At 62.7% G+C, this 25,017-nt stretch carries 32 protein-coding genes and 1 pseudogene; 7 read left to right on the forward strand and 26 right to left on the reverse strand.

Going from position 1 to position 25,017, the window contains the following annotated elements; all coding sequences use genetic code 11:
• Positions 1–99 precede the first annotated feature (99 nt).
• The 11 genes and pseudogenes from ACFQT0_RS30170 to ACFQT0_RS30220 form a co-directional block, all read right to left on the reverse strand.
• Complete coding sequence (locus tag ACFQT0_RS30170) at positions 100–609, reverse strand: hypothetical protein (protein WP_380207153.1); 510 nt, start codon at positions 607–609, stop codon at positions 100–102.
• 256 nt (positions 610–865) lie between these two features.
• Complete coding sequence (locus ACFQT0_RS30175; protein ID WP_380207155.1) at positions 866–1,165, reverse strand: hypothetical protein; 300 nt, start codon at positions 1,163–1,165, stop codon at positions 866–868.
• Entirely contained in the window at positions 1,104–1,634 is a 531-nt protein-coding gene (locus tag ACFQT0_RS30180) for a hypothetical protein (protein WP_380207156.1), read from the reverse strand. Before ACFQT0_RS30180 ends, ACFQT0_RS30175 begins: the two co-directional genes overlap by 62 nt.
• Positions 1,635–1,638: 4 nt before the next feature.
• The gene (locus ACFQT0_RS30185) at positions 1,639–2,370 is read right to left on the reverse strand and encodes an ABC transporter ATP-binding protein (RefSeq protein WP_380207158.1); all 732 of its coding nucleotides are present in this window, start codon (positions 2,368–2,370) and stop codon (positions 1,639–1,641) included.
• Complete coding sequence (locus ACFQT0_RS30190; protein WP_380207160.1) at positions 2,367–3,644, reverse strand: nitrous oxide reductase family maturation protein NosD; 1,278 nt, start codon at positions 3,642–3,644, stop codon at positions 2,367–2,369. Before ACFQT0_RS30190 ends, ACFQT0_RS30185 begins: the two co-directional genes overlap by 4 nt.
• Complete coding sequence (locus ACFQT0_RS30195) at positions 3,641–3,919, reverse strand: hypothetical protein (RefSeq protein WP_380207162.1); 279 nt, start codon at positions 3,917–3,919, stop codon at positions 3,641–3,643. The genes ACFQT0_RS30190 and ACFQT0_RS30195 overlap by 4 nt, the downstream gene beginning before the upstream one ends.
• A gap of 197 nt (positions 3,920–4,116) precedes the next feature.
• Complete coding sequence (locus ACFQT0_RS30200; protein WP_380207164.1) at positions 4,117–4,722, reverse strand: hypothetical protein; 606 nt, start codon at positions 4,720–4,722, stop codon at positions 4,117–4,119.
• A gap of 213 nt (positions 4,723–4,935) precedes the next feature.
• Positions 4,936–6,934 (reverse strand): annotated as a pseudogene (gene nosZ / locus ACFQT0_RS30205) (Sec-dependent nitrous-oxide reductase).
• Positions 6,935–7,014: 80 nt separating this feature from the next.
• Entirely contained in the window at positions 7,015–7,551 is a 537-nt protein-coding gene (locus ACFQT0_RS30210) for a c-type cytochrome (RefSeq protein WP_380207166.1), read from the reverse strand.
• A 43-nt stretch (positions 7,552–7,594) separates the two neighbouring features.
• A complete protein-coding gene (locus ACFQT0_RS30215; RefSeq protein WP_380207168.1) occupies positions 7,595–8,296 on the reverse strand; it encodes a Crp/Fnr family transcriptional regulator in 702 nt (233 codons plus the stop codon).
• Between the two features lie 155 nt (positions 8,297–8,451).
• Positions 8,452–9,198 carry a DUF542 domain-containing protein gene (locus ACFQT0_RS30220; RefSeq protein WP_380207170.1) on the reverse strand — a complete coding sequence of 249 codons (747 nt, stop codon included), beginning with the start codon at positions 9,196–9,198 and terminating at the stop codon, positions 8,452–8,454.
• A gap of 143 nt (positions 9,199–9,341) precedes the next feature.
• Here ACFQT0_RS30220 and ACFQT0_RS30225 point away from each other — a divergent pair, with 143 nt between their 5' ends.
• Together ACFQT0_RS30225 and ACFQT0_RS30230 are read left to right on the forward strand one after the other, a co-directional pair.
• Positions 9,342–9,923, forward strand: coding sequence for a hypothetical protein (locus ACFQT0_RS30225; RefSeq protein ID WP_380207172.1), 582 nt, complete (start codon positions 9,342–9,344; stop codon positions 9,921–9,923).
• Positions 9,905–10,630, forward strand: coding sequence for a hypothetical protein (locus ACFQT0_RS30230; RefSeq protein ID WP_380207174.1), 726 nt, complete (start codon positions 9,905–9,907; stop codon positions 10,628–10,630). Before ACFQT0_RS30225 ends, ACFQT0_RS30230 begins: the two co-directional genes overlap by 19 nt.
• Positions 10,631–11,036: 406 nt before the next feature.
• Here ACFQT0_RS30230 and ACFQT0_RS30235 read toward each other — a convergent pair whose 3' ends face one another.
• The 11 genes from ACFQT0_RS30235 to ACFQT0_RS30285 all read right to left on the reverse strand — a co-directional run bounded on the left by ACFQT0_RS30235 (position 11,037) and on the right by ACFQT0_RS30285 (position 18,459).
• Positions 11,037–11,966, reverse strand: coding sequence for a replication initiation protein (locus tag ACFQT0_RS30235; RefSeq protein ID WP_380207176.1), 930 nt, complete (start codon positions 11,964–11,966; stop codon positions 11,037–11,039).
• A 1,014-nt stretch (positions 11,967–12,980) separates the two neighbouring features.
• Positions 12,981–14,186, reverse strand: a complete 1,206-nt coding sequence (gene hmpA / locus ACFQT0_RS30240; protein WP_380207178.1) for an NO-inducible flavohemoprotein — start codon at positions 14,184–14,186, stop codon at positions 12,981–12,983.
• Positions 14,187–14,241: 55 nt separating this feature from the next.
• Positions 14,242–14,511, reverse strand: a complete 270-nt coding sequence (locus tag ACFQT0_RS30245) for an RrF2 family transcriptional regulator (RefSeq protein WP_380207180.1) — start codon at positions 14,509–14,511, stop codon at positions 14,242–14,244.
• Between the two features lie 460 nt (positions 14,512–14,971).
• On the reverse strand, positions 14,972–15,904 hold the full coding sequence (locus ACFQT0_RS30250) for an alpha/beta hydrolase family protein (protein WP_380207182.1): 933 nt from the start codon (positions 15,902–15,904) through the stop codon (positions 14,972–14,974).
• 8 nt (positions 15,905–15,912) lie between these two features.
• Complete coding sequence (locus ACFQT0_RS30255) at positions 15,913–16,566, reverse strand: TolB family protein (RefSeq protein WP_380207184.1); 654 nt, start codon at positions 16,564–16,566, stop codon at positions 15,913–15,915.
• Positions 16,536–16,829 (reverse strand): hypothetical protein, encoded by a 294-nt coding sequence (locus ACFQT0_RS30260; RefSeq protein WP_380207186.1) that lies wholly within the window; start codon positions 16,827–16,829, stop codon positions 16,536–16,538. Before ACFQT0_RS30260 ends, ACFQT0_RS30255 begins: the two co-directional genes overlap by 31 nt.
• A 117-nt stretch (positions 16,830–16,946) precedes the next feature.
• Positions 16,947–17,078 (reverse strand): hypothetical protein, encoded by a 132-nt coding sequence (locus ACFQT0_RS30265; RefSeq protein ID WP_380207187.1) that lies wholly within the window; start codon positions 17,076–17,078, stop codon positions 16,947–16,949.
• 8 nt (positions 17,079–17,086) lie between these two features.
• Complete coding sequence (locus tag ACFQT0_RS30270) at positions 17,087–17,320, reverse strand: HipA domain-containing protein (RefSeq protein WP_380207188.1); 234 nt, start codon at positions 17,318–17,320, stop codon at positions 17,087–17,089.
• Positions 17,289–17,906 (reverse strand): HipA domain-containing protein, encoded by a 618-nt coding sequence (locus ACFQT0_RS30275; RefSeq protein ID WP_380207190.1) that lies wholly within the window; start codon positions 17,904–17,906, stop codon positions 17,289–17,291. Before ACFQT0_RS30275 ends, ACFQT0_RS30270 begins: the two co-directional genes overlap by 32 nt.
• Positions 17,903–18,235 (reverse strand): HipA N-terminal domain-containing protein, encoded by a 333-nt coding sequence (locus ACFQT0_RS30280; RefSeq protein WP_380207192.1) that lies wholly within the window; start codon positions 18,233–18,235, stop codon positions 17,903–17,905. Before ACFQT0_RS30280 ends, ACFQT0_RS30275 begins: the two co-directional genes overlap by 4 nt.
• Positions 18,232–18,459 carry a helix-turn-helix transcriptional regulator gene (locus ACFQT0_RS30285; RefSeq protein WP_380207194.1) on the reverse strand — a complete coding sequence of 76 codons (228 nt, stop codon included), beginning with the start codon at positions 18,457–18,459 and terminating at the stop codon, positions 18,232–18,234. The genes ACFQT0_RS30280 and ACFQT0_RS30285 overlap by 4 nt, the downstream gene beginning before the upstream one ends.
• 409 nt (positions 18,460–18,868) lie before the next feature.
• On the opposite strand from ACFQT0_RS30285, the gene ACFQT0_RS30290 reads away from it, so the two are divergent.
• Positions 18,869–19,246 (forward strand): hypothetical protein, encoded by a 378-nt coding sequence (locus ACFQT0_RS30290; RefSeq protein ID WP_380207196.1) that lies wholly within the window; start codon positions 18,869–18,871, stop codon positions 19,244–19,246.
• A gap of 704 nt (positions 19,247–19,950) precedes the next feature.
• Entirely contained in the window at positions 19,951–20,907 is a 957-nt protein-coding gene (locus ACFQT0_RS30295; protein WP_380207198.1) for an alpha/beta fold hydrolase, read from the forward strand.
• Between the two features lie 31 nt (positions 20,908–20,938).
• Here ACFQT0_RS30295 and ACFQT0_RS30300 read toward each other — a convergent pair whose 3' ends face one another.
• The 4 genes from ACFQT0_RS30300 to ACFQT0_RS30315 form a co-directional block, all read right to left on the reverse strand.
• The gene (locus ACFQT0_RS30300) at positions 20,939–21,376 is read right to left on the reverse strand and encodes an amidohydrolase family protein (RefSeq protein WP_380207200.1); all 438 of its coding nucleotides are present in this window, start codon (positions 21,374–21,376) and stop codon (positions 20,939–20,941) included.
• Positions 21,304–21,633, reverse strand: a complete 330-nt coding sequence (locus ACFQT0_RS30305) for an amidohydrolase family protein (protein WP_380207202.1) — start codon at positions 21,631–21,633, stop codon at positions 21,304–21,306. The genes ACFQT0_RS30300 and ACFQT0_RS30305 overlap by 73 nt, the downstream gene beginning before the upstream one ends.
• On the reverse strand, positions 21,620–22,231 hold the full coding sequence (locus ACFQT0_RS30310) for an amidohydrolase family protein (RefSeq protein ID WP_380207204.1): 612 nt from the start codon (positions 22,229–22,231) through the stop codon (positions 21,620–21,622). The genes ACFQT0_RS30305 and ACFQT0_RS30310 overlap by 14 nt, the downstream gene beginning before the upstream one ends.
• A gap of 850 nt (positions 22,232–23,081) precedes the next feature.
• The gene (locus ACFQT0_RS30315) at positions 23,082–23,255 is read right to left on the reverse strand and encodes a hypothetical protein (RefSeq protein ID WP_380207205.1); all 174 of its coding nucleotides are present in this window, start codon (positions 23,253–23,255) and stop codon (positions 23,082–23,084) included.
• 228 nt (positions 23,256–23,483) lie between these two features.
• On the opposite strand from ACFQT0_RS30315, the gene ACFQT0_RS30320 reads away from it, so the two are divergent.
• From ACFQT0_RS30320 to ACFQT0_RS30330, 3 genes are all read left to right on the forward strand, one after another.
• A complete protein-coding gene (locus tag ACFQT0_RS30320) occupies positions 23,484–23,663 on the forward strand; it encodes a hypothetical protein (RefSeq protein ID WP_380207207.1) in 180 nt (59 codons plus the stop codon).
• A gap of 170 nt (positions 23,664–23,833) precedes the next feature.
• The gene (locus ACFQT0_RS30325; protein ID WP_380207209.1) at positions 23,834–24,343 is read left to right on the forward strand and encodes a hypothetical protein; all 510 of its coding nucleotides are present in this window, start codon (positions 23,834–23,836) and stop codon (positions 24,341–24,343) included.
• Positions 24,340–25,017, forward strand: a complete 678-nt coding sequence (locus tag ACFQT0_RS30330; RefSeq protein ID WP_380207210.1) for a response regulator — start codon at positions 24,340–24,342, stop codon at positions 25,015–25,017. The genes ACFQT0_RS30325 and ACFQT0_RS30330 overlap by 4 nt, the downstream gene beginning before the upstream one ends.

Raw genomic sequence — 25,017 nt, forward strand, 5'->3', positions numbered from 1 at the left:
AGAGAAAACCAGAAACCAAGAAAGGGAAGCGGGCATGCAAAAGGTCCGCGCCGGGCACGGCATAGCCATACCAGCGTGGACCTTAAGGGTTGCGGGGCATCAGATTACCAGCGCGCCTATAAAGATGCGCAGGTCGGGGATTTTGGGCTTGAGGTGCCCGGGCGGCACCAGCGCCACGGCCTGCTCGCGGTCCCAGGCCTGAAACGGGCGGAAAGCGAAGCTGAGGGCCGGCGGCAGGGCCAGCAAGGCGGGCGCCGCGGGCGCGGCCAGCAGCTTGAGCAGCGGGCTCAGGCCCGTGAGCTGCTGCTCGTCGCGGCTTGTGCAGCCGTGGTGGGCGTGGTGGGACTTGGGGGCGTGCAGGGCCGGCGCGTGGTGCTCGTCCTGGTCGTGATGCTTGTCCCCGTTAGGCTCGTCGTTCTGGTCGTGCTCGTCGTATCCGTGATGGTGATGCGCCTGCGGCATGCCCGGTAAGTGCAGGTGTGCTCGGGCTTTGGAATGTGCGCGCCGCAGCTGCGCCCGGGCCACCACCGGACCCAGCAGGGCGCTCAGGAAGATGACCAGCAGAGTCGTGGCCGTCAGGCGGATGGTGGCGCGGTGGAAGCGAAGCATAAGCAGGGCGACAGCAGGTAAAGGTAAACGCTCAGCGGACTTCGGACTTTCCCTGAGAACATATGCCCGTATGCCGGACTGAGCCGCTAAGCGCTTCGCACGAAACGGCCCGCCGGGGACGCCCGCCGGGCTAATGCCTCGCTGCCATTTCCTTCCGTGGCCGGGTTCGAATTCCTGGTTAATGCGGGCCACCAGGGTCCTGTCCGGGCCAGCGATTCTTGCATTACCCAAAGCGTCCCAGATTAGGCGCGCCGACTTACAAATCCATGCGTTTAAAGCGGCGCACGGCCACCACCAGCGGCACGGCTACCCAGAGCAGCAGTACCGCGCTGGCTACGAGCATGCCCAGGTAGCTGCCGAAGAAGTCCTGATACACAGCGCCGGTGTAGCCCATGAGCGCGGCCGTATCGAACTGCAGCAGCACCACGATGCGGGCCAAATCCAGGGGATTGAGGCTGGCCACCGGCACCACGAAGGCTTCCACGGGGTAGTCGCTAAACCAGTACACCAAGGCTAGCACCAGCCCGTCGTAGAGAATGGCCAGGGTAAACCACATGGCCAGGCCCAACCCGATGCTCTTGATTTTTTCGGGCACGAACAGCACCAGCGCGTAGGACAAAGCCACGAACACCCAGGTGAGCCCCACGCCGGTGAGCACCAGCGTGAGCGTGCGCCAGCCTGGCCGCCAGTAGCAGCAGCGGCAAGCCCAGGCCCAGCAGCAGCGCGCCGGAAAGCGACAGCAGCACGGCGCCCGCCTGGCCCAGCAGCACGGCCCGGCGGGGCAGCGGCAGCACCACCAGCAGCTCGGTGAAGTCGCGTGAGTTGTGGAAGTAGGTGATAGTGAAAATCACCGTGTAGAGCGGCACGAACAGCAGCGTCACGTTCACCAGGTTCAGGGCCAGGCGGTCGGGCGCCGGGTCCAGCCACCACAGGCCGGTGGTGAGCAGCAACAGCAGGCCCGCGTAGGCCAGCACGGTGCGGTTGCGCAGCAAGTCGCGCAGCATAAAAGCCAGCAGGTTCAGCATACAATCAGCAAGTTACGGGAGCGGCAGGGGGACGGTGGTAGTAGGCCAGCACGGCATCGCCGAGGGAGGCCTGCTGGGTCAGCTCCAGGAAATCGGCGATGGGCGTGTCCAGCTGCACCTGGCCGTCGCGCAGGTAGAGCAGGTCGTCACCCAGCTCCTCGGCCTCGGCAAACAGGTGGGAGGTGAGCAGCACCAGCCGGCCCTCGGCCCGGCACTTGCGAATCTTTGCCTTCAGGATTTCCACGGCCACCGGGTCGAGGCCTACGGAAGGCTCGTCGAGCACGATGATGCGGGGCGAGAACAGGAAAGCCAGCGCGGCGTTTATCTTCTGCCGGGTGCCGCCCGAAAGCTGGCCCAGGCGCTTATCCATCCAGCCCTGCAGCTCGTATTGGTCAAACAGCTCGTAGTCCAGCGGCTGCCCGGGCTGCGGTTTTCGCACCGCCCGAATCATCTCGAACAGCTGGGCCGTGGTCAGGTTTTCGGGCAGGTGGTTGAGCTGCGGCATGTAGCCGATGTCGGCCCGGTACTGCCACTGGCCCGCTATGGGCTGCCCCAGCACGCGGATTTCACCGCTGCTGGGTTGCACCACGCCCAGAATGCACTTAAGCAGGGTTGACTTGCCGGAGGCGTTCGGGCCCATGATGACCACCACGCGCCCGGCCTGGAGCTGCACGCTCACGCCGCGCAGAGCTTCGGTCTTGCCGAACTTCTTGGTCAGGTTTTCGATGCGTATCATAAGCGGATGCGGGGACGAAGGTCAACAAGGGCTGCCGGCGTCAGGCTGGGCACCAGCTTCTCGGTGCGGTCGAGCACTTCCACCATGGGGCTGCGGAAAAAGATGATGGCGGCCGGCAGCTGCTCCACGGCGTAACTAAAGGCGGATAGCGGGTGATAAGGCACGTCGCCTACCTCGTCGCCGTCGAGGTCGTAGCCGCGGTACTTGTCCCAGAAGTTGCCGCGCAGCACGTTGAGCATCACCGTGCCGTTGGTGGCCAGGTCGAAGGTGTTGCCGATAAAGGCGTTGCCGGTAAGGTAGTTCTGGTCGCAGCTGGCGGTCAGGCGCATGCCCCAGCCGTTACGCTCCACGCGGTTGCGGCGCAGAATGCAGCGGCTAGCGCTTTCGAGCCGCACGCCCACGGTGTTGCCCTCGAAGGTGTTGTCGGAGATGTAGCTGTCGCTGATGTCCTTGAGCAGCAGGCCGTAGCTGGAGGCCCCGCGGTTGTCGATAAAGGCGTTGCGCTGCATGCGCACGCCGTGTGAGTACATCACGGCCACGCCCGCGCCATTGTCCCGGAAGGTGTTGCGCTGGTAGGTATTGTCGTGCGAAAACATGAAGTGCAGCCCGTAGCGCAGGTTGTTTTCGCTCAGGTTTCGCTCGATGTGCGAGTCGGTGACGAACTCAAAGTAGATGCCGTCGCGGTGCCCGCTGATGCGGTTGTTGCGGATGTGCATCTGCGCGCAGCGCCAGAGGTGAATGCCGTTGCCCGACTCGTTCTGAGTCTGGTGGTCGGGGTCGCCCTGCAGGGTGTTGTACTCCACGCGGCCACGGGCGCAGCCGGACAGGTAGATGCCGAAAAAGCAGTCCTGCAGGCGGTTGTGGTGAATGTACACGTCGCGGCTGTCATAGACTTTCACCCCGGCGTAGTCTATCATGCTGCCCTGCCCGGAGCGGCGCAGCACAAAGCCGCTGAGCTCGAAGCCGTGGGCTTTCACCGTCAGCAGCTCGTCGCGGTGGCGGCCGTCGAGTACGGGCCAGCCCAGCCCGCGCAGCACCACGCGGCGGTTGAGCACCAGGTTGCCTTCCTGGTACACGCCGGGGTGCACCAGCACGGTGTCTCCCTCGGCGGCGCGGGCCAGGGCCACGCGCAGGCGGGGGTAGGGCTGCCCGGCCCCGACGTGGAGCGTGCGCGCCGGCGCGCCTACTGCCAGCAGCAGCAGGACCAGCGCCAGCCCGGGCGCCCGCCAGAAGGCCAGGCGGCGCTTAGCGTACCGGAAGTTGAGCCACCTCATGCCAGGAAATCAATTGATGGGGCTGGCTGAGCTGCCGTTGGGCCGCCTGCGCGGCGGCTGGAGTGGCAAAGGCGGCCAGCCTGGCCGTTCATGGGAGTATGAAACGCGGGGCTGCGCACTAAGTGAGCATCCTGCACCGGCAGCCAGGTGGCGGGTTCGTTGAAGTCGGCCACCAGCAGGCGGGGCCCCGGGCCGGCCACCTCGGGGTGTTCCCGTAGGAAGTTGGCCATGCACCGCAGGTCATCGAACACGTACTGGCGGCCCTTGCCGGTCACCAGGCTCGGCCGCGAACTCGGGCCTGACCACCGTCATGCGGCAGTGGGCGCACTCGTCCTGGCCCAAACGCACTGCCCGCGGGCCCGACTGGCAGCTGCCCAGCCCGAGCCCCGCGGTCAGCAGGATTAATAGCAATGAAAATCTAAACACGACGAATAGTTTAGCGGATGAGTAGCAAAAGCCGACCGGCCCCGGCTTAGTGGCTGAGCGCACCGGCGCGGCCCGGCAGTGGGACGGCCGCGGGGTGCGCAGCGGCGCGACGCGCCCGGCTGAGCCACAGCACCAGCCCCGCCATTAGGGTCGCCCCGGCTATCAGGTAAGCCCCGTAGGATGGCAGGGAGTAGGCCTCGAAGTTGAGCAGCTGCTTGTAGCCAATCAGCGGGGGCTGGTAGGTCATGCCTTCAATCTTAATGGCAGCATGCTCGTCGAGGTGGTGGCCGTAGTCGTAGCCCCAGCGGTAGAAGTCCACCATGGCGGCGGCCAGAAACACCAGCAGCGCCGTGAACCACACCCCCACCGGCCAGCGCCGGCCCAGCGCCGCCGCCAGAAGGCCCCACCCGGCCAGGGCCCCTATCAGGTAAGGCAGCACCCGAAACTCGGGAAACATCTTCTCCTCAATCGTGCGCATCCCGATGTAGTGGTTGAGCCCGTTAATGGAGTCGATGTTGCCGCTCAGGTGGTCGAGCCAGATGGTCATCTGCAGGCCTTCGGGGTACTGCGGAGCAAACAGGTCGATGCGCCACACGGGCACCCAATAGGTGGCCAGCAGCAGCAGCGCCCCCAGCACCAGCAGTAGGCGCATGACCGGGGTAAGGGTAGGAGGGGACATGGCAGTGGTTCTTAACTGTTAGCTGTCAGCTATTAGCCGTTAGCTTTTATATCAGATTTAAGGTCGGCGGATATCCAATCCCAAGGGCGACCATCTGTCCCATTGCGAAGCCGCAATTAGCTGTTGGCTGCTGTCGTCAGCGAAGAGCTAACAGCTAGCAGCCAACAGCTAAAAGCTAAGCCGACCCTATTGCAGCGCGGCGGGCTGCGTTTGGCCCCCGCTGAAGGCCAGGGCCACCTTGCTGCCGGCCGGGGAGATGCGGATGTAGCCCTGCATCTCCTGGTGCAGCGCCGAGCAGAAGTCGGTGCAGTAGAAGGGGAACACGCCCACGCGCTTGGGGTACCACTTCAGCGTCTGCGTTTCGCCGGGCATGATGAGCAGTTCAGCGTTCTCGGCGCCGCCCTTGATGGCGAAGCCGTGGGGCACGTCCCAGTCCTGTTCCAGGTTGGTGAGGTGGAAGTACACCTCGTCTCCCACGCGCACGCCCTCGATGATGTCGGGGTTGAGGTGCGAGCGGATGGCCGTCATGTACACGTGCACCTGGTTGCCTTTGCGCACCACGCGGGCGTCTTTCTCGCCCTTGGCAGCGTAGGGGTGCTGGTTTTCTTCCAGCTTAAAGGCCTTCAGCGAGTTGGGCGCCACCTGCGCGGCCGGGATGCTTTGCGCGTAGTGCGGCTCGCCGATGGTGGGGAAGTCGAGCAGCAGCTTCATCTTCGGGCCTGAAATGTCGTAAAGTTGAGCCGATTGCGCCAGCTCGGGGCCGGTGGGCAGGTAGCGGTCCTTGGTAATCTTGTTGTAGGCAATCATGTACTTACCGTGGGGCTTGCGCGTGTCGCCGCCGGGGATGCTCAGGTGGCCGATGGAGTAGTAGGTGGGCACGCGGTCGAGCACTTTTAGCGTCTTGACGTTCCACTTCACGATTTCGCTCGACACGAACATGCTGGTGTAGGCATTGCCCTCGGCGTCGAACTCGGTGTGCAGCGGGCCCAGGCCGGGCTTTTTCACTTCGCCGTGCAGCACGTTCTCGTAGCGAAGCACCGGAATGCTGTCGTACTGGCCTTCGTAGTCCTTCTTCTCGATGGCCGCCAGCATCTTGCGGAAGCTGAATACCGGCACCACCGCGGCCAGCTTGCCCGAGCCCACGATGTACTCGCCGGTGGGGTCCACGTCGGTGCCGTGCGGGCTCTTGGGGCAGGGGATGAAGTAGCACAGGCCGGGCAGCTCTTTGGGGTCGAGCCTGCACGATGTCCTGCTCGATGGTGGACGTGCCCGAGTGGGTTTTCTCGTTCCACAGGTTGTGGGCGTGGGGCGACTTCACGCGCTTGCCCTTGCCGGCCTTCAGGTACTCCTCGGCCTTTTTCCAGTTCACGGCCAGGATATAGTCCTTGTCCTTCTGCGAGGCATTCACTTCCAGCAGGTTAAAGGCCTGCTCGGTGTTGTAGCAGGAGAAGAAGAACCAGCCGTGGGAGCCTTTCTTGCCGGCCCGGCTCAGGTCGAAGTTCACGCCGGGCGTCATAATCTGGAAGGCCACGTTCATGCGGCCGTCCTCGGGGCGCACCTTCACAAAGGAGAGCGTGCCCTTGAAATTCTTCTTGTAGGAGGCGATGGGCACGTCCTGGTTCTGTCCCAGCGGCACGCTGAAGCGGGTACCGGCCACGAGGTACTCGGTGTTCTCGGTGAGGTAGGGCGAGGAGTGGTTGCCGGCGCTGTTGGGAATTTCCAGAATTTCCACGGTCCGGAACGTTTTCAGATCGATGCGGGCGATGCGCGGCGTGTTGTTGCCGTTGATGAAAACCCAGCGGCCGTCCTGCGCTCCTTCGGTCTGGCTCAACTGCACATGGTGGCTGTCGTCCCAGGGCACAAAGCCGTGGGTGGTATTCAGCATGGGCTTCGATTCCTCGCTGTAACCCCAGCCGTTCTCGGGGTTCACCGAAAACACGGGAATCACCTTCAGCAAACGCCCGGAAGGAATGCCGTACACCGACATCTGCCCGGAAAAGCCGCCCGAAACGAAGTTGTAGAACTCATCGTGCTTGCCCGGCGCGACGTACACTTTTTCGGCTGCGCGCGTATCGGCCCCGGCCGCCGCCGACTTGTGCGGGGTGCACCCCTGCGGCACAAACAGCAGGGTAGCCACGGTGGCCCCGGCTCCGGCCAGGGTAAGCAGCAATTTAGAAGAGTTCATGGTAATCTGAGATTGAAGGGAAGGGGAATCGCGCCGCAGGCTCGGGCCCGCGGCAAGTGCTACTTTTTGGCAGTGAAGGGCTATTTTTTGTCGAGGGTGCGCATGAACTCGAGCACGCCCCGGGCCTCATCCTGCGAGAGGTTCTGGTTGGGCATGCGCACGAGGCATTCCTCCAGCATCTTCTGCGCGGCGGGGTCTTTCTCGAGCATGGCTTCCGTGTGTACCACCATGTTCATAATCCACTCGGGCTCGCGGCGGGTGGTGATGCCCTTCCAGCCGGGCCCCACCACCTTGTTTTCGCCCAGGCTGTGGCACGACTGGCACTTGAGCTCGTACATGCTCTTGCCCTTGGCGGCCAGCGACGCGTCGACGGTGGGGCTGAGCTTGAGGTCCGCCTTGGTGATGAGGGCCGGCCCGTCCGACGCCGCCGGGGTGGCCGGCGTGGCGGCGGTGCCATTCACCGCGGCTTCGTCACGCTGGTCGGTCTCCGACGCCGATGTCGTGCCGGCCGACTCGGAAGCAGTGTTGTCGTTGCCGCCGCAGGCCGCGGCCAGCAACAAAGTGCTGGTGGCCAGCGCGACCGCCAGGCCGCGCAGTTTCAGGGATAGAACTTTCATCAAAGAAGGGGTTAGGTGAAGGGTTAGGTGAAATCGTAGGTTGTCAGGCCGGAGAATCCGAACCGGCCAGCGCCGGCTGGCTCAGGCGGTAGTACAGCTTGTGCTCGTGCAGGCGCAGGCGGCCGGCGGCGTCGAGCTCCTTCACGGTGCGCATCACCGTTTCCACGCGCAAGCCCAGCATGTCGGCTATCTGCTGGCGCGTGAAGGGCACACAGAGGTAGCCATCGGCGCTCTCGGACAGCCGCTCGCAGAAGCTGCACTGCTGCGCCGTGTCGGGCTGGCAGCTGCCCTCGTTTCGCCGGGCCAGCATCTTGTGGGCGTAGTAGTTTACCAGCTGCAGAATCTGCTCGGCCGCCGGCAGCAGCGTGGTGTTGCTGCGCATATGCGTGTGAAAACTGAGCAGGTCCACCATCCGGCGGGTGAACTTCGCGTGCAGGGCCGGGTGCTGGCGCAGCAGCTCGAGCAGCTCGGCCCGCTGCACCACCCACACCACCGTATCGGTCAGGGTTTCGGCCGAGCTCAAAGCCACTGGGTTGGTGCCGATGACGGTTTCGCCAAAGGTCTCGCCGGGAAACACCAGGCTGTGAATAAAATCCTGCCGCTGCCCGCAGCTGTACAGCCGCACCGCCCCCGCCTGGAGCTGGTAGAAAAAGCTGCCCGGCTCGCCTTCCCAATAGATGGTGTGCTTGGCCGGGTAGCGGCGCAGGCGGGCGTGGGCGGCGGCGAGATGTTCGGCAGAAAGCATGACCGGCAAATAGCGGTGGGGTAAGAAGAAGGTCCGGTAAAGGTGCGGGGCCTCACATGGGCAGAGAATGATTTAAATCATGGTTTCACTTGATAAGAAACAATTGCATATTATCTATATTATACATAAGAGGCAACTGCTTTTCTTAATCTTTCCTATTGGCAGGTGGGGCGCAACTCCTGCTCCAGGGCCAGGGCCCGCGGAAAGAGGATGTTGTTTTCCAGGTGGATGTGCAGGCGCAGGTCGGCGTCGAGCTCTTGCAGGCGGCGGTACACGAAGCGGTAGGTGTTGCAGGCCTCTTCCGGGGGCGTGAACTGCCCGGTTACGTCGGCTAGCTCCTCGAGCAGGCGGCCCGCGTCGTCGTGCTCGGCCTCCATCATGCGGATGGGGTTCTCCACCGTGCCGAAGGGGGCCGGGGAGTAGGGGAGGCCCTGGGCGGCCTGCTCCAGGCGCACGATGTAAGGAAACAGCACCCGCTCTTCCTTCTGCAGGTGGGCCTGCAGCTCCTCGTTGAGGGCTGCGAACAGCTCGGCCACGGTGTCGAGCTCGCGGCGCATGTTGCCGTGCTTCTGCAGCACCTTGGCCACGGCCGGGGCCAGGGTGGTCAGCGCCTCGCGGGTGTAGGCGTGGTGAATCAGGCTCGATGTACTCCACCAGGAAGTGCAGGGGCCACTTTTCGGCGCCCAGGGCTTGCCCGAGCCGAAGCGCAGCTGCTGTTCGAGGTCTTCGAGCACGCGCTCGAGCGGGGCCTGGGCGCGTTTGGCGGCCTGCGCCACGGTCTGGTGTCCGCCGCAGCAGAAGTCCAGCTTGTGGCGGTAAAACACGTCGGTGAGGCGGATGTCGGCGCGCAGCAGCTCGCGCAGCGGGGCCGTGGTCAGGGTGGCAAGTACGTTGGGGCTCATGGCTTTTGAAAAGTTTTTCTCAAAGCTAGAGCGCCCCCTCAGGGCCTGGTTATGACGTAAGTCATAGGGACTCGTTTTCGGTATAGGTAGCTTTGGCCGCCGGCGGCCCGCGCCCGGGTTCGCCGCTGCTTTCTGCTTCCCCTATGCCTATACCTGCTCGTTGGATTACCGTGGCTTTGCTCAACCTGGCCCTGGCCGCCACGCTGGGCGCGCTGCTACGCTATGTCTTCCTGCACGAAGTGCCCGGCGTGGAGTACCGCTACGTGATGCACGCGCACAGCCACGGGGCCATGCTGGGCTGGGTGTTTCTGGCCTTGTTTGCCAGCTACACGCAGCTGGCCCAACCCGCGGCCGGGCGGTTGCGCTGGTACCGGCGCCTGTTCTGGGCCGCCGAAGTGGCCGTGCTGGGCATGATGGTCTCCTTTAGCTGGCAGGGCTACGGGGCGGTGTCCATTGGCCTGAGCACCGCGCACCTGCTGCTTTCCTACGGGGCCGTGGCCCTGCTCTGGCCCGATTTGCGCCGGCAGCTGGCCGGCCGGGCGGCGCTGCCCTATCTACTGGCGGGGCTGGGCAGCGTGGTGGTTGCGACACTGGGGGTATGGGCCCTGGCCGTGGTCATGAGCCGCCCCCATCCCAGCACTGAGCTGTACTACCTGGCCATCCAGTTTTTCTGCACTTCCAGCTCAACGGCTGGTTTGCCTTCGGCGTGCTGGGGCTGGTGTTGAGCTACTTCGAAACGCAGGGGCTGCCACTGCACCGGGGGCTACTGCGGCTGGCCTTCTGGCTGCTGGTGCCCAGCACTTTCCTGACCTACGGGCTGGCCGTGGCCTGGGCCGAGCGGCACCCGCTGGTGTACGCCGTCACGGGGGTGGGGGTGGTGCTGCAGCTGCTGGGCCTGGCCTGCTGGCTGCGGGCGGTGTGGCCGGCCTGGCTGGCCCTGATGCCGCGCCTCTCGCCGCTGCTCCGGGCGCTGTGGGCCGTGGGCCTCGGCTCGTTTGCGTTTAAGGGGCTGATTCACGCCGCGGTGGCAGTGCCCTACGTAGCCGTCATGGCCTTCACGGTCCGCAACTACGTCATCGGCTTTATTCACGTGGTAACCCTGGGCGCGACCACGCTCACGCTGCTGGGCTTGCTACACCAGATAGGGGCCCTGCGCCTGCAGCGCCGGCTGGCGCGACTGGGTGCCGGGCTGCTGCTCGCGGGCTTTCTGCTCACCGAGGCGCTGCTGTTTGTGCAGGGCAGCATGTTCTGGGTCGGCTGGAGTTTCCTGCCGCACTATTACGTGCTGCTGCTGCTGGCCTCGCTGCTGCTGCCGGCCGGGGCGGTGCTGCTGCTGGTAGCCCAGATAGGCTCACCCCGCGCGGAAGCGGTGGTGCCGCCGGAGCTGGTCGGGAATGCCGGCCTGCGTTCGACCCGCCCAGTTGAATTTTGAGGCTTGACTTGTTCGACTACAACCCCTGGTCCGCTCTCGCCTTTAGCTAGCGCCTGCGACTTTCTGGTGGCGAAGGGCTCCGAGGACCCAGGAGCCGGCCGGCTTTTGTGCCGTTCACAAACGGGACCGCCGGCGCGGGAGTGCGGCTCCGACGCGGGGCGGTGGTATCGGGCCTAACCGCCGGAGCGGGAGCTGGGGCTGCAGCCGGCGCGGTAGCCGCGGCGGGAGTTGACTGCTCGGCGGGGCCGTTGCAGGCGGCCAGCCCTGCCAAAGCCAGCAGCAGCACGGAAGCGGAAGTAATAGGTTTCATAGCGGGGCGGAGGAACACGGAACGGGTGGGAGCAGCGCCGGGTTCGGCAGCGCAGTTAAAAAGCCCGGCGAGGCCGGCCCGGAGCCGCATCCGCGCTTAGCGCAGTCCCTGCATTTTCAGGAACAGGCCGCCCGGGTTTTTGGTCGCCTTGATTTTATCGGTCTTGAGCTTGTAGATGAAGGCAAACAGCGCATCCACGTGCTTGGGCGACTGGAGGATATCCTGCACCAGCTTGGTCTCCTGAATACCCAGCGTTTCCAGGTGCTTGCGCGCCAGCTGCCCCTTGGCGTCCTCCGCCTCAAGCTCGAAGGGGATGGGCAGTTGCTGGGGCACCTGAGTGTTGACGAAAAACTTGATGCTTTGGAACGAGCGGCCCTTCTTAACCAGCTCATACTTGACCTGCAGGTCGGTGTGCTCGTTGATTTGGGTGGTGGCCACGTCGAGCACGTACTTCTGCAAAGCCGAAATCTGGGCGTACTGCTCGGGCTCCTTTCCCGAGGGGTCCTTGAGCTTGAGCATGGCCTTGAACTCGTCCAGGGAATAGGTCTTGGTTTCGCCGATGTCCTTCCACTGCGAGGCCAGCCGATAGATGCGCTTGGCGTACTTGCTCGACAGGCTGAAAGCGGCCTGCAGCCGGTAAGAGGTGAAGTTGCTCTTTAAATCAATCAGGAAGGGCCGCATGCGCTCGGAGATTTCCAGCTCAATAGTGCCTTCGCCCTTGCGGTAGAGCGCCGAGGCCAGCAAACTCACCTGCAGCAGGGTCTTGCCGTTTTCGATGTGGTACACCCGGCTGTTGAGGTTCTCGGTGGACTCGAGCAGCTGCTTGTAGTTCCAGGTGCGGCCGGTCATCTCCATAAGCTCCTGCACCCGGATTTCGTAGATGGTGCCGGCCTTATCCTGCTTGGTGAGCTTGGAAAGCAGCGAAAAGACGATGTCCATCTCGCAGGCACTCATCTCGTAGCGGGCCGTGGTCAGTGCGTTGTGCTGCCGGATTTCTATCGGGACGGTGGATTCGGTCGCGGCCATAGCAGCTAGGGTAGGGGTAGATAGCAAACATACGGCAGAGAATGTGAAGTAATAGAAGCAAATACCGAATCTATCAGCTATGCCGCAGAGGCGGCTTATAAAATCTATTAGTTCGACTTATAAAACCTATTAGTTAGCCAGGGGTGAGTTTTCCACGAGGCTTATAAAATCTATTAGTTCGACTTATAAAACCTATTAGTTCAGCCCAGGCAAGTATTGGTACCAGCAACTGCCTCTGGATAGCGGCTTATAAAACCTATTAATTAGCGCCAAAGACCAATTAATAGTCACGCCAATCATAATCTATTAATCAGCTTATGAAACCTATTACTTTAACTTATAAAACCTATTAGTCCGCTTATGAAACCTATTACCCAGCTTATAGGACCTATTAGTTAACTTATGAAACCTATTACTAAAGCCGCTTAAGTGACTGAGGTACAAAATATTGTAAGCACTGCAAATACTTAAAATACTTAAAATACTCACAAACTTGTTGAAGTTCGAGTACAAAAGCTTTCAAAATGGTGGTTTGGGCCGGAACCCGAACGAAAACAACAAAAGGGCGAGTCCAAATAAGCACAAAATCGGATTGCACTTTTTCAATAATTAATTACCTTTTATTACTACGTGAATTGCTCGTGACGTATGTTCTATTCCTTGTACCATCCCCGGTGGCCAACCAAGCAGCTTATAAAACCTATTAATAAGCCGGCCCCACCTCCCAGGGTGCCACCGAGGACCCCAAAAGTACGCTTCTCCAGGCGGTCCACCGCTCAAATAGCCCCTCATAGCAACCCAGCGGGCTTATAAAACCTATTTTCTGGCTTGTATCCGCACCCACGGTCGAGCTTATGCTCCAGCGAAGTAATAGATTTTATAAGTCGCTACTAGCCCGCCAGCCGACAGCTGGGCAGGCCTAGACCGCCAGAAGGCCCGGGCAGCCAGGTAAATACCTGACCAACCGGGCCCCGGGAATTCACTGGTTAACGGCGTGAAGCCGCCGGCGGTATGCTACACGCTCAGCGTGGCCGGGCCGAATTCCTCGAAGTGAATGGCCGCGCGCGGCACGCCCAGCGCCGCGAGGTCCTGCACCTGCTTGCGAATGAAGGGGGCCGGGCCGCACACGTAGTAGTCAGCCTCGGACATCAGGGTGCCGCCGTTGAGCTTCTGCAGGTCCACGATGCCCTCGTAGTACCCTTCCTGCTCGAGGCCGGGCGCCAGGGTGTCGTAGAAGATGTGGTGCTGCACCTGCTCGTGGCGGGCGGCCAACGCGGCCACCGGCTCGCGGAAAGCGTGCACCTGGGCGTTGCGGCTGCCGTGCACCCACACCACCTCGCGCGGGCTGCCGGTCGTGACGAGGTAGTCGAGCATGCTGAGCAGGGGCGTCTGGCCCACGCCGCCGCTCACCAGCACCACCGGGGTGGGCTTGCTGGTGTCCAGGGTAAAGTCGCCGGCCGGGGCGGCCAGCTCCACGATGCCGCCCTCGGCCACGAAGTCGTGCAGGCGGTTGCTGATAAGGCCATCGGGGTGCTGGCTGCCGGCTTCCTTCTTCACCGAGATGCGGTAGTATTCGCCATTGGGCGCACTCGACAGGCTGTACTGCCGGGGCTGAAACAGGTTGAGCTCGGGCAGAAACAGGCGCAGACTCACGTACTGCCCGGGCAGGTAGCCGGCTACTTTGCCGCCGTCGGCAGGGTAGAGGTAGAAGGAGGTGATTTCATCGGATTCGGCCACCTTCTGCTTCACCGTGAACGGGCGCCAACCGGTCCAGCCGCCGAGTTGATTGGCGGCGTTCTGGTAGAGGCCGCTTTCCAGGCCGCTCATCAGGCCAGCCAGCTCGCCGTAGGCAGTGGCCCAGGCTTCGAGCAGCGCGGGCGTGGCCGCCTCGCCCAGCACCTCGCCGATGGAAGCAATCAGGTGCCGGCCCACGATGGCGTAGTGCTCTGGCCGAATGTCGAGGCTCACGTGCTTGTGGCCGATTTTGGTGACGGCGTGCACCAACACCGAAGGGTCTTCGATGTTCTCGGCGTAAGCGAGCACGGCCATCGCCAGGGCCATCTGCTGCTTGCCGTTCTGTTGGTTGCCCATGTTGAAGACGTTCTTCAATTCGGGGTTGTGCTCAAACATACGCTGGTAGAAGTGGGTGGTCAGGGCCACGCCGTGCGCTTGGAGGGTGCTCACAGTCGCCGTAACAAGGGCTTTCTGGTCAGGAGTCATACTAAAAATCGAATTGGTAAAGGACAAATTTGTCCGGTATTAAAATAAAAAAAGGTTAACTGAATTGCTTTAAAAAGCCCAGACCATCGTGCACCTTGCCGGCCAGCTCGCCGACGGTGTGGTTGCGCAGCAGCTCGTTGAGCTGGTCGCGGATGGGCAGAAACTGGTGGTGCAGCGGGCAGGGCTGCCGGGCCGAGCATTGCGACAGCCCCAGGGCGCAGCCTTGCAGCATCGCGCCCCCGTCGATGGCCACCACAATCTGGCGGAGGGTCACCGTACGCAGCTGCTCGGCTGTCAGCACGAAGCCGCCGCTGGGGCCTTTCACCGAGGTCACGAGCCTGCGCGCGCACCAGCGCCTGCAGGACCTTGGCCGTAAAGGCTTCCGGAGAGCCGATTTCCGTGGCTATGTCTTTCAAACCCACGCGGCGGCCGGAGTCCGCCGACTGCTGGCCGATGTAAATCGCGGCCCGAATCCCGTACTCACACGCCTTGGAGAACATTGCCATCGGGCGCAAAGGTACAGCCCGATGTTATACCGGACCAAATTATCCGATATAATCCAACCCGCCTTAGGGCCCGCTGGACACGACCGGCCCGCTGTTTTCGCTGCGGCCGGTATTCACCCGGCTTGGGCTAAAATGCGGCTATTCCAAGTCTGTTAAGTGCCTCAGAGAGACTCTGCGACTCGAGCTTACGCGTCAGGCAACGGTGTTCCGAGTAATTGGCAGCAGGGCGCATAATCCGGTTCCCGGGCTAGGGCGCAGGCGGGTTGTTGGGATGCCAGTTTACTTCAGCCGGGTGGTAAACCATTCCACAATTTCCACGGTGGAGGTGATGCGGTTTTTGGTTTTCTGCCAGCCGTGCCCTTCGTCCGGGAAGAGGGTGTACTGCACCGGGACGTTGTTTTTCTTTAGGGCAACCACCACCTGCTCGGCTTCCACAACCGGCACGTTGGTGTCGTTGGCGCCGTGCTCGACCAGCAGCGGCGTTTTGATGAGGTCCGCTTTGTGGATGGGGGACAGGTCCCGCAGCATCGCGGCCTGCGTGGCGGGGTCGCCGTACTCCACCGTGGAGATGGCCGCCATCCAGGGCTCGGTGTGCTTGAAAAAGGTTTCAAAGTTGACCACCCCGAACAGGTTGGCCCCGGCAGCAAACATGTCGGGGTACTGCGTGACGCCAGCCATCACCATGTAGCCCCCGTAGGAGCCACCCATGATGCCCAGGGCGCCTTTTTTGGCAATGCCAGTGGTGACCAAGTAGTCGGAAACGGCTTTGATGTCCTTGACGCCGTTGACGCGAAGGGCCCCGTTGTCCAGGCTCAGAAACTTCTTGCCGAAGCCGGAGGACCCGCGCACGTTGGGCAGGAAAAAGGCTACGCCCTCTTTCACCAGGGCCTGGGCCGTAGCATTGAGGCCAGGCCCGGACTGGCCCTCGGGGCCGCCGTGGTAGCTGATGACCGTGGGGAAGGGCCCCGGGCCCGTGGCCGGTTTGTACAGCCACCCGCTGAGCACCACCCCGTCAAAGGAAGGGAACGAAACCAGCTCCGGGGCCCGGAGCGCGCTCAGATTCACGCCGGGGTGGGGGCTGTCGGTGATTTTCTGGAACTGCTTGCTGCCTAGGGCATACACCCAGAGGTTTGCCGGCTCTTTGGAGCCCGAGCCGGTGAAGACCAGCGCCTGGTCGTTGGGGGAGAAGTCAATCGCGCTGACCAGTTCCACGGGCAGGGTTAGCGGAGCACTTTCTTTTTGGCTTTCAGGTCGAAAAGAGTCAGCTGGTTTTTGCCTTTCTGGTTCCACAGCAGGGCGGCCGCGGTGCCGGCGTGGTTGAGGCGCAGGTCGGCCAGCTCTGCGTCTTTGCGCGATGCCAGAATCTCGATGCCGGCCGGGGTGTGGCGGCCGAAGGCCAGCAGGTCCCGGTCTTTGTTAGAGCCCAGGTACACCTGTCCGGACGGTGCAATCTCGCCGAAGAAGGTGCCGGGCCCCTCGTGCGGGGTGAGGAGCTTTTCGACTTTGGTGGCTCGCGTGTACAGGTAGAGGTCGTTGCTGCCGCGGCTGGCCAGGCGGGTGAGCAGCAGCTGCTGGTTGCCGGCCCCAAAGTCGGTGATGCCGCCCGTGCCCTGGTTCTTGACGGCCAGGGCGGCCGTGCCGGTGCCGGCCTCGTAGAGGAAGAAGTCCACCCCGGTGGGGTTTTGCTCGCTGGACCCGAAGCTGAGCAGGGCGCCGTCCTTGCTCCAGGTGCCGAGAAAGTTGTTGGTCTTGCCGCCCTTGGTGATTTGCCGGACGCCGCTGCCGTCGCCTTTCATCACGTAGAGCTGGGCGTTGAGCCCGCCGCCCGGCGCGAGCTGAAAGGCTATCTCGTCCCGTTTAGGGGAGGGCACCATGGCCGTGACCGGGTCAGGAAACGCCGTGAGCTGCACGGGCCAGCCCCGGTGGCCGGCACTTTCCACACCTGGGGCGAGCCGCTCAGGTTGGAGATAAACACAACCTCCTTGCCATTAGACAGATAAGCGCCGCCCCGGCACTGCCCGATGTTGGCCATGGCCACAATGGCATCGCGCGGGGCGGCTGGGTTGGGCTGCGCCGTACTTGGGAGCGCGGCGCTCAGTAACACCAGGGCCAGCGACGGCCAGGAGAGATTACGCATGTGATTGAAGGTTAAGGCGAAGACAGTCAGGTTAAGGAGCCCGCAAGCTAAGCTTTTCACCGGATAGTGCGGCCCTTGCCCAGCCAGCATCCCGCCGGCCCGGCCTGGTGCTGCCCCTTACGCCACGTCCAGCTGCGCGAACCGCTGCGCCAGCAAGGCCTGAAACTGCTCCTGAAGCGGCGCGGGCAGAAAACTCTGGGCGATGAACGCATCCCAGGCCGGCCGGGCTTTCGTCAAGCGCGTGAGCATTCCCGTTACTACTTTGTCATCGATGCCCGCTCGTTGAACCGCCTGGCGGAAGTCGGCCTGCCGCAGCCGCTTCTTTTGCCGTTGAGCGTCAACGCCAGCTCCTCCGGGTCGGCCGGGTTCACAAGTGCCGTGGCCACCAGGTCGTAGGCCGGGGCCAGGTTGTAGCCCAGCCCGGGGGTCTGTAGCAGGGAGAAGTTCTTCAGGTGCATGTCAGCGTTGCCCGTCAAAAAGCTGAAGAGCACCAGGCTCGTAATAGTTGACTACGTCCAGGCCGGGGTTGGCCGAGTACCGGAGGATGGCCTTGGCGACCTGCTCGTGCGAGCCGTCGTACTTGTGTTCGGTCAGGCGCTCGGTGAGCTGGCACATATCCTCCATGGCCAGCTTGCGGCCTTTCACTCGGTCGATGCGGCGCGTGACGTAGGCCAGGGCCCCGCCTTCCAGCCGCAGCAGCCCGTGGGGCACGGTCGGCAGCCGGGCCAGCCCGGCCAGGTGCATGGTCAAATCCTCTACTTCGGGTAGGTGGGTGTAGTGTGGCGTCGGCGGCTTGAGGATGTACTCGCCGCCCAGCGCCCCGACGATAGTAAAGCGTGCAGGCTGCCCGGCCGTCTCGGCTGGGGCGATGCTTAGCGAAAGCTTGGGCTGCACGCCCGTCACGGCGATGTGCTGGCGCACGACGGCTTCGGCCAGAGCCAGCATCTCGGCCTCAGTGTAGGGAAATGCGGGCGGCACCGGCTTGCCGAACAGTCGGCGGCTGCAGGCCGGGTGGTAGTCCGGGCCCTGCCCGTGGCCGGGCGGCAGGGGCTGGTAGCAGTACAGGCAGCGGCTCATCTTTCGTCGTCGGTTTCCAGCGGATGAATGCTCACGGCGCCGATGCAGTCCCGGCAGCAGGCCAGCAGCAGGCCCATGCGGTCGCGGGCGTGGAGCTTCCAGTTCTTTTCGGCCACTTCCAGCAGCCAGCCTTCGGGAATGAGGCCGTCGAAAAACGGGAACAGCACCCGCTCCAGGTAGGGCGCCGGCCGTAGCGGCAGGGTCAGGCTCACCGCCTCGGCCGTGGCCATGGCAAGGTAATCCGGGGCGTAGGCGAAGGTGTAGCCGTGCTCATCCTGTATCAGGTGCCCGGCCAGCTGCCCGTGCAGGTGTACTTCGGCTTTTCTCATGGCTGCGGGTCCAGAAGCCGGGTGCGGTCCAGCGGGGCAGGCGCCATCTCGTGGCCGAACAAACGCAGGACCAGGTTGACCTTGTCCAGGCGCAGGGTGGCCTTGCCCTGCTCGAGTTCGCGCACGAACCGCAGCCCGACCCCGGCTTTCGCGGCCAGGTCCGGCTGGGAGAGTTGCAACAGCTTGCGGCGCTGCTTGACAAAGGCAGCCAAGGGAGAAACCATACAGTACAGTGTACCCGTTCGGGGATAATTTGACTAACAGAGCATAATTAACACCCGTTCGGGTATAAAGTTACAAAAAATAGCTGGATTATACCTGAACGGGTATAGAATTCCTTACAGCACGTTTAAACCTGGATCTAACTCAATTGCAAGCGAGCTGGACTGCCAACGCGAGGGGCCCGGCCAATCGCTCCACATCCTCGCCTGATAGGCTACGCAGCGGCTTTTGCGACCTTGGCGTACCTTGCTGCCCAATGAATTGGTTTGTCCTTAACCCGCGGCCCGCGCTGCCTGCATGGTGCCCTTGCACAGGCGCTGCTCGCCCGGTCACTACGACCAGGACCTGTCATCTGCGCGGCTTTGATCCGCGAACCGGGACGGCTGCTACATCCAACCGGGCCCTATCCGCATGAAAAAGGTTCCGGCCCCCACGGCGCCCGCCGCCACCGCCGAAATGGAGCTGCTGGCCGAGGCTTTGCTGCACCACGATGCATTCCCGCTGGCAACGGCGCTACGGCGGGCGCTGCGGGACCGCGGCGAGTACGTCCCGGACGAGGAAGAGGAACTGCTCTGGAATTACACCGACCGCATCTTCATAGAGCGGATGTGGGCCGGGTTCCGCTTCGTCACCCGCGACGACGAGCCCCTGCTGTGCATCGGGCCGCTGCAGGTGTTCGAGGAAAGTATCAGCGGGATGCTGCGCACGCGCTGCCGCGTGTGGTATGGCTCCGAGGCCCTGCGAGAGTGGCAGCGGCAGGAGGTTGCCGCGCGCCCGTTCACTTATTAGAGCGGGTTTGGGAAATGGGGTAGCGCAAAAAGAAACGAGACAGTAAGTTGCGGCCGGAGTTCCTAGGCTGCGGTGGGCATTATCGTTGAGTGCTATCAACCCCTTATTGACCCGTTGTGGCAAGTTATTGGGCCACTGCTCCACCTGCAACGCAAGCGCCGCCTGTGCGCCAGTTCGTTGATGCCCCGCGTTACGTGTGCCGCACGGCTGCCAGTGCCGCAGCCTGCCTTACGCCGAGCAACAGCCGAGTAATTTCCAAACACGTTCTAAGCCACCGAAGGACCGGGTTGACGACTCCGTCCACCTTGGTCCTCCCAATACCCAGGATAGTTGCAATGGGGTTAAAAGCAGGGGCGCTCCCAGACTTAGGAGGAAGCGCGGCTTCATATGTCCCGAATAAGCTGTAAAGCCGGCTTTCAGGGTTTAGGCGAAGGCCCACGGAAGCGGTGCATGCTGTGTTGTATAACGGGAAGTCAGGGCATCGGCAGGAAGGCGCTGGCGGTACGGGATTACTTTCAGTCCGGCTTCCGGCCCGAATACGGAACCGCCGGAGACGCCCAATAACGTAAGCGCTGTAATAAATTGAGCTAGCGCGAGAACGAACGAAAAAGCCCACTTACTTTGCCCGAACTTCCCAACAATGAAGGGCCCGGGTCCGGGCCTGCTGTCTTCCTGCTTTCCAGCCTTTGCGGCCCGTCTTGCCCATGAACCTGTTCCGCCTTACCTGGCCCTTGGGCTGCGCGTGCATCCTGAGCCTGGCCCTGCTGGTCTCGCCGGCGAAGTCAGCTGGCCAGAACGTAGCGCACCGCGCGGGAAAAATCCATACCGAGCAAGTGGACCTGGGCTATGAAATCCTGGGCGAAAGCCCCTCAGCCGTGCCGCTGCTGGTCGTCAATGGCGGGCCGGGCCTGTCCCATGCCTACCTGCTGCCCACGGACGTGTGGGGGCAACTGGCCCGCAAGCGGCGTGTGATATTTTACGACCAGCGGGGCACCGGCACTTCCCGGCCCGTGCGGGCGGGGGCGCCCCAAACCCTGGCGGCCCAGGTAGCGGACCTGGAAGCTCTTCGGCAGGGGCTGGGGCTGCCCAAAATTATCCTGATCGGCGACTCCTACGGCGGGCTGCTCAGTATTGCCTACGCCAGCGCCTACCCCGAGCACATCGCCCGCCTGGTGCTCTCTGCCGCGGCGGGCAGCAGCCTTAACGACGTGGTGCACCTCTTTGACCAGGTCTTCCCCGACGCCATGGCGCAGCAGAAACAAGCGCAAAAGCCGGGGGCACCGAAGACCCGGGAAGCGGCGGAGGCCTCGCTGCGCCGCCACTTCAACCTCATCTTTTATTCCCTGGAGCAGCGCGACCGCTACTTTCAACGGGTGGGGCCGATGGCCAACCTGGGCTTTGAGGAAGCCGTGGCCGACGCCGTCGGCACGGATGCCGCGAAGCAGGACTTCACGCCTAAGCTGGCGAGCTTCCGGTTTCCCACCCTGGTGCTGAGCGGCCGCTACGACATGAACGTGGCCCCGCTCACGGCTTGGCGCCTGAAAGAGGCGATTCCCGGGGCCCGGATTGTGTTCTTCGAGAAAAGCGGCCACTTTCCCTGGTTTGAAGAGCCGGAAAAGTACCGCGCCGTTGTCGAGGCGTTTCTGGCGGGTCAAAAATAAGGTCCGGGCTGGGCCCCTAGGCCATTGTGGTTTACGGAGATTTGGTGGCAGGGCCTTTGGTGTAATCCACCACCGTGCGGCCGGCTTTCATGACCCACTTGACGTGGTCAATCACCACGTTTATGTCCTTGAGCGGGTCGCCTTCTACGGCCACCAGGTCAGCGAAGTAGCCGGGGGCAATGGCGCCGAGCTCCTTTTCCTTGCCGAGCAGCTCGGCCCCGGCGGCGGTGGCCGTGTGCAGGGCCTGTGCCGGCGTCATGCCGGCCTGCACAAACCAGCGCAGCTCCCGGGTGTTTTCACCAAAGCCGGTGAACACGGCATCCGAGCCCATGGCAATCTTGACCTTGGCGCGGATGGCCCGCTTCAGGGTCGCCACGTTCCGGGCCACGTACTGGTTTAGGTCGGCGACCGTGGCCGAGTCGTAGCCATATTCCTGCCGGTGGGCGATGTAGTAGCGGTTGTGCTCCACAGTGGGCACGTAAAAGTCCCCTGCCTGGCCATCAGCGCCAGCGTGGCGTTGTCGACGTCCACGGCGTGCTCGACGGAGTTGGCCCCCGCCCGCACCGCGTCCCGGGCGCCGTCCGGCCCGTAGGAATGAATGGCGATGCGCTTGCCGGCGAAGTGGGCCACATCAGCCGCCGCTTTCATTTCCGCGTAGGTAAACGTTTGGAAGCCGGTTACGTCCTTGTCGCTGCCGGTCGAGCCGTACATCTTAATCCAGTCCACGCCGGCGGCCAGCCTGCTGGCGGGCCACGCGCTGCACGGCGTCCACGCCGTCGCACTGCCCGGGGTCGGGGATGGCGCCCGGCTTGTAGGGACTCGAGCTCACGTGCAGCCCGTTTCCGGCCACCAGCATGCGCGGCCCGGGCATGGCGCCCCGGTTGATGAGGTCGCGCAGGGCCAGGTCCATGTTGTCGAACGAGCCCAGGTCGCGCACCGTCGTGACGCCCGTTTCCAGGGTTTTGCGCGCGTTTTCCTGGGCCAGGAACACCGTCACCCCGGACCCCAGCGTGCCGAGCTGCCCCCAGGGGTTGCTGCCCGGGGCCCGGTCCCAGTAAAAGGACATATGCGTGTGGGCATCGATTAAGCCGGGAATGGCAGTGTAGGCCCGCAGGTCCCGGTGCTCGGCCGCGGCGGGAATCGCGACGTCCTGCTCGGGCCCCACTTGTACGATGCGGTCGCCCCGCACGAGCACGACTGCGTTGCGAATCACCCGGCCCTGGCCGGTGACCACTTTGCCAAAATGCAGGGCCTGCACCTGCGCGACCGCAGGGCGCGTCGAAACGAGCGCCAGTAAAAGCAGTAGGGTACGGGTATTAGGCATAAGCATCAGGAATGTGGGGAAGACCAATCGCAAGATGGCGCTAAAACACTGGCAAGCCAGCCCGCCCGGCGTTTCCGACCTGCATTTCCGTGCATCAATCATTGTTGGCCAAAGTGGAGCAGTTCCATACAGAGGCGAACTGGCTATTATTAGTACAGATATCGGGCCCTTTCCGATAATAGGTGTAGAATCCCAAGGTGTGTTATCTAAGATGAGCGGGAATCGGGAGCATCTCTTCAAATGCATTTATATTTCACCAATGCAGGCAACCGCTTAAGCCCGTGCTCCGCGCACCAAGCCCCGAGGCGTTTCAACTCCCTGCATAAGCTTTGGCTGTGTTCGCCGCGCTGCTGAGTCCGGCCTGGACTTAGCAGGACGTGCGCTCGGCCAGGTATGCGAGCGCCGACTAAGCGTTGCCGGGAATCGAGAGCCCGGACGGGTTTTCCATGCAACCTATATAAAGGAGTAAAACGCGACTTTTGGAGGGCAAAAACGAATGCAGGTATAACATCCGATAACTAAGGTTTATCGGACCTTATTGTTAGAATGACTTCCTAGGCATTGGTACATGTTCCAGGCACCGGTAAGCAAGCTTTAGCGGAACCTAAAGGCTGAGGCCCAACAACGGTCTGCCTAACGGAAGTCTCACGTGAATCGCTTCTCCCAAGCCAAGCCACCTTTTGCAGTTTTTGCTTTGGGCTAACCGGGGCTACTGGGCGTTACTGCTCGCGCAGCTGCTGGGTCTCCTGGCGGGCCCGAACCTAAGTAACCCCTTTCCGGGGAAACCGTTCGGAGCCGGTCGGCTCCTTTCATCCGAATGGCATTTTTGACGGGTGGGGCTTCCTCCCATTCACAGGCACGTTGGCAAGCCCTCCGGGTCCACACGGCGCCACCGCCGGCTAGTGGACGCCGGGTGGGCAGCGGCCGAACCACCCGCCCCGGGGCAGGTGGGGGACGAGGTGCCTTGCTGCCAGGCCGGGCGGAAGAAGCCCAGGAGCCGCAGTTGCTCGGGCTGCTGCAGCACGTGCGTGAGGTACGGGTATTTTTTATTGGGCTCGTGCCCGAGGAGCCTTAACGTCTCAGGACAAAAAATATTTACATTTATAGCAGGTGAATATAATTAAGACCGTATATTTCGCTTGGTTATGCACAAAACCCTGCAAAAATTAGAAGCCTACCTCAGCCGGGACTACACCGCGTTGTTGGTGCAATCGGTTCACCCCTGGGACATCGTCATCCTCCGGGCCGGACGATGCGTGGATTCGGTTTCCCTGACGGCGCAGGAGGGGAGTTCCTGCTCAACGCCCTGGGCGACGCCTCCCCCATGCAGCCCATCGTGTTTTTTATCAGGGCCCTGCACCAGGGCTACTGGCCGGACCAGAGTACCCGGAAAGCCGGCCCAGCCGGTACATTAGCCGAGGCTGCCTTATAACGCCTTTGTGGGCAGGCGCCCAAAGTAAGCTTGCGCGCACCACCGGCGCACCACTTGCCAGTCAGCAATCGATGTTGACCGAACGTTGGCGGGCCATCGTGTTATTGCCAGAACGCAATTCCTGTTTATCCGGATGTGCGCTCCCTTTCATCTGCCCCGATTCGTTTTTGATGGCTACCCCCATACCCAAACGTAATTTTGAGAAAGCAGCGGGCCGCGTCAGCGAGCACCACGCCGGTTACGTGAAGGTTCAATCCCTGCCCGGCCAGCGCCAGCGTGGGGCCTTCGGGGCCCTGTTGTCCCATGCCCGCAACTGCTTGGAGCGCAATCACCGGGACCGGATGCCGGACGACCAGCACCTGATGCTTCCCCTTCCGAAGTCTTTCTTTACCGAAGAGGAAAGCGCTTGGATGGTGCAATATTCGCCGGGCCACGCCCGCCGGCGCCCGGTCGGGTTGTTCGTCGCCCTGCTCTTTGCCTACGGGTTCGGGGCGGGGTTCCTGAAAGTAGACCAAGCCGCTTGCGGGCAAGGAATGCCCCTCACCCTGGGACCGCCGCTGCGTCTGCCCCTCCCGGCCGCGGGCCTGGGGGTAAGGACCCGGAAAGGCCAATGGCTGAATAATCAGTATGGCTACGCACCGCGGGGCCTGCACCCACCGGAAACCCCGCTTTGCTTATGAAACTACTCCTCGTTGAAGACGAACCGAAGCTGGCCTCCTTTGTCAAGAAAGGCTTTGAAAACGAAGGCTACGAGTTGCAGGTGGCCTACGATGGCCGCATGGGGCTATCCCTGGCTCAGCAGCAGCCCTACGACTTAGTCATTCTGGACGTTAACCTGCCTTACATCAACGGCTTTGAGCTGTGCCGGCTTATCAAGCAGCAGGCTCCGCAGCAGCCGGTGCTATTGCTCACGGCCCTCGACAGCCTCGACAACAAGGTCACCGGCTTCGAGGCCGGCACCGACGATTACCTGGTCAAGCCCTTTGAGTTCAGGGAATTGCTCATGCGCACCCGGGTGCTTTCCCGCCGGTACATGGCTGCGGCGGCCGGGCAGCGCATGCTGCGCATCGCCGACCTGGAGGTGGACCTGGACCGCAAGCGCGTGGTGCGGGCCGGGCGGCGCATCGACCTGACGACGAAGGAGTACTCCCTGCTGGAATACCTCTTGCTGAACCGCGGCAAAATCATCTCGCGGGTAGAAATTACCGAGCGGGTCTGGGAACTCAACTTCGACACGAATACCAATGTCATCGACGTGTACGTGAGCCACCTGCGTCGAAAGTTGGATAAGGGCTATGACATCAAGCTGATTCACACCGTCGTGGGCATGGGCTACGTGCTGCGCGAAGGCTAA

The organism is Hymenobacter humi (genome assembly GCF_042665855.1).
GTDB classification, from domain to species: domain Bacteria; phylum Bacteroidota; class Bacteroidia; order Cytophagales; family Hymenobacteraceae; genus Hymenobacter; species Hymenobacter humi.

What these genes read in the sequence shown, in the direction of transcription:
- ACFQT0_RS30285 (WP_380207194.1), bottom strand. Translation starts at nt 18,459, where the DNA reads ATGGTTTCTCCCTTGGCTGCCTTTGTCAAGCAGCGCCGCAAGCTGTTG.
- ACFQT0_RS30325 (WP_380207209.1), top strand. Translation starts at nt 23,834, where the DNA reads ATGGCTACCCCCATACCCAAACGTAATTTTGAGAAAGCAGCGGGCCGC.
- ACFQT0_RS30200 (WP_380207164.1), bottom strand. Translation starts at nt 4,722, where the DNA reads ATGCGCCTACTGCTGGTGCTGGGGGCGCTGCTGCTGCTGGCCACCTAT.
- ACFQT0_RS30215 (WP_380207168.1), bottom strand. Translation starts at nt 8,296, where the DNA reads ATGCTTTCTGCCGAACATCTCGCCGCCGCCCACGCCCGCCTGCGCCGC.
- ACFQT0_RS30280 (WP_380207192.1), bottom strand. Translation starts at nt 18,235, where the DNA reads ATGAGAAAAGCCGAAGTACACCTGCACGGGCAGCTGGCCGGGCACCTG.
- ACFQT0_RS30275 (WP_380207190.1), bottom strand. Translation starts at nt 17,906, where the DNA reads ATGAGCCGCTGCCTGTACTGCTACCAGCCCCTGCCGCCCGGCCACGGG.
- ACFQT0_RS30210 (WP_380207166.1), bottom strand. Translation starts at nt 7,551, where the DNA reads ATGAAAGTTCTATCCCTGAAACTGCGCGGCCTGGCGGTCGCGCTGGCC.
- ACFQT0_RS30235 (WP_380207176.1), bottom strand. Translation starts at nt 11,966, where the DNA reads ATGGCCGCGACCGAATCCACCGTCCCGATAGAAATCCGGCAGCACAAC.
- ACFQT0_RS30220 (WP_380207170.1), bottom strand. Translation starts at nt 9,198, where the DNA reads ATGAGCCCCAACGTACTTGCCACCCTGACCACGGCCCCGCTGCGCGAG.
- ACFQT0_RS30330 (WP_380207210.1), top strand. Translation starts at nt 24,340, where the DNA reads ATGAAACTACTCCTCGTTGAAGACGAACCGAAGCTGGCCTCCTTTGTC.
- ACFQT0_RS30265 (WP_380207187.1), bottom strand. Translation starts at nt 17,078, where the DNA reads ATGCTCACGCGCTTGACGAAAGCCCGGCCGGCCTGGGATGCGTTCATC.
- ACFQT0_RS30295 (WP_380207198.1), top strand. Translation starts at nt 19,951, where the DNA reads ATGAACCTGTTCCGCCTTACCTGGCCCTTGGGCTGCGCGTGCATCCTG.
- ACFQT0_RS30175 (WP_380207155.1), bottom strand. Translation starts at nt 1,165, where the DNA reads ATGTGGTTTACCCTGGCCATTCTCTACGACGGGCTGGTGCTAGCCTTG.
- ACFQT0_RS30170 (WP_380207153.1), bottom strand. Translation starts at nt 609, where the DNA reads ATGCTTCGCTTCCACCGCGCCACCATCCGCCTGACGGCCACGACTCTG.
- ACFQT0_RS30185 (WP_380207158.1), bottom strand. Translation starts at nt 2,370, where the DNA reads ATGATACGCATCGAAAACCTGACCAAGAAGTTCGGCAAGACCGAAGCT.
- ACFQT0_RS30180 (WP_380207156.1), bottom strand. Translation starts at nt 1,634, where the DNA reads ATGCTGAACCTGCTGGCTTTTATGCTGCGCGACTTGCTGCGCAACCGC.
- ACFQT0_RS30190 (WP_380207160.1), bottom strand. Translation starts at nt 3,644, where the DNA reads ATGAGGTGGCTCAACTTCCGGTACGCTAAGCGCCGCCTGGCCTTCTGG.
- hmpA (WP_380207178.1), bottom strand. Translation starts at nt 14,186, where the DNA reads ATGACTCCTGACCAGAAAGCCCTTGTTACGGCGACTGTGAGCACCCTC.
- ACFQT0_RS30255 (WP_380207184.1), bottom strand. Translation starts at nt 16,566, where the DNA reads ATGGTGCCCTCCCCTAAACGGGACGAGATAGCCTTTCAGCTCGCGCCG.
- ACFQT0_RS30320 (WP_380207207.1), top strand. Translation starts at nt 23,484, where the DNA reads ATGCGTGGATTCGGTTTCCCTGACGGCGCAGGAGGGGAGTTCCTGCTC.
- ACFQT0_RS30290 (WP_380207196.1), top strand. Translation starts at nt 18,869, where the DNA reads ATGAAAAAGGTTCCGGCCCCCACGGCGCCCGCCGCCACCGCCGAAATG.
- ACFQT0_RS30310 (WP_380207204.1), bottom strand. Translation starts at nt 22,231, where the DNA reads ATGCCTAATACCCGTACCCTACTGCTTTTACTGGCGCTCGTTTCGACG.
- ACFQT0_RS30260 (WP_380207186.1), bottom strand. Translation starts at nt 16,829, where the DNA reads ATGCGTAATCTCTCCTGGCCGTCGCTGGCCCTGGTGTTACTGAGCGCC.
- ACFQT0_RS30225 (WP_380207172.1), top strand. Translation starts at nt 9,342, where the DNA reads ATGCCTATACCTGCTCGTTGGATTACCGTGGCTTTGCTCAACCTGGCC.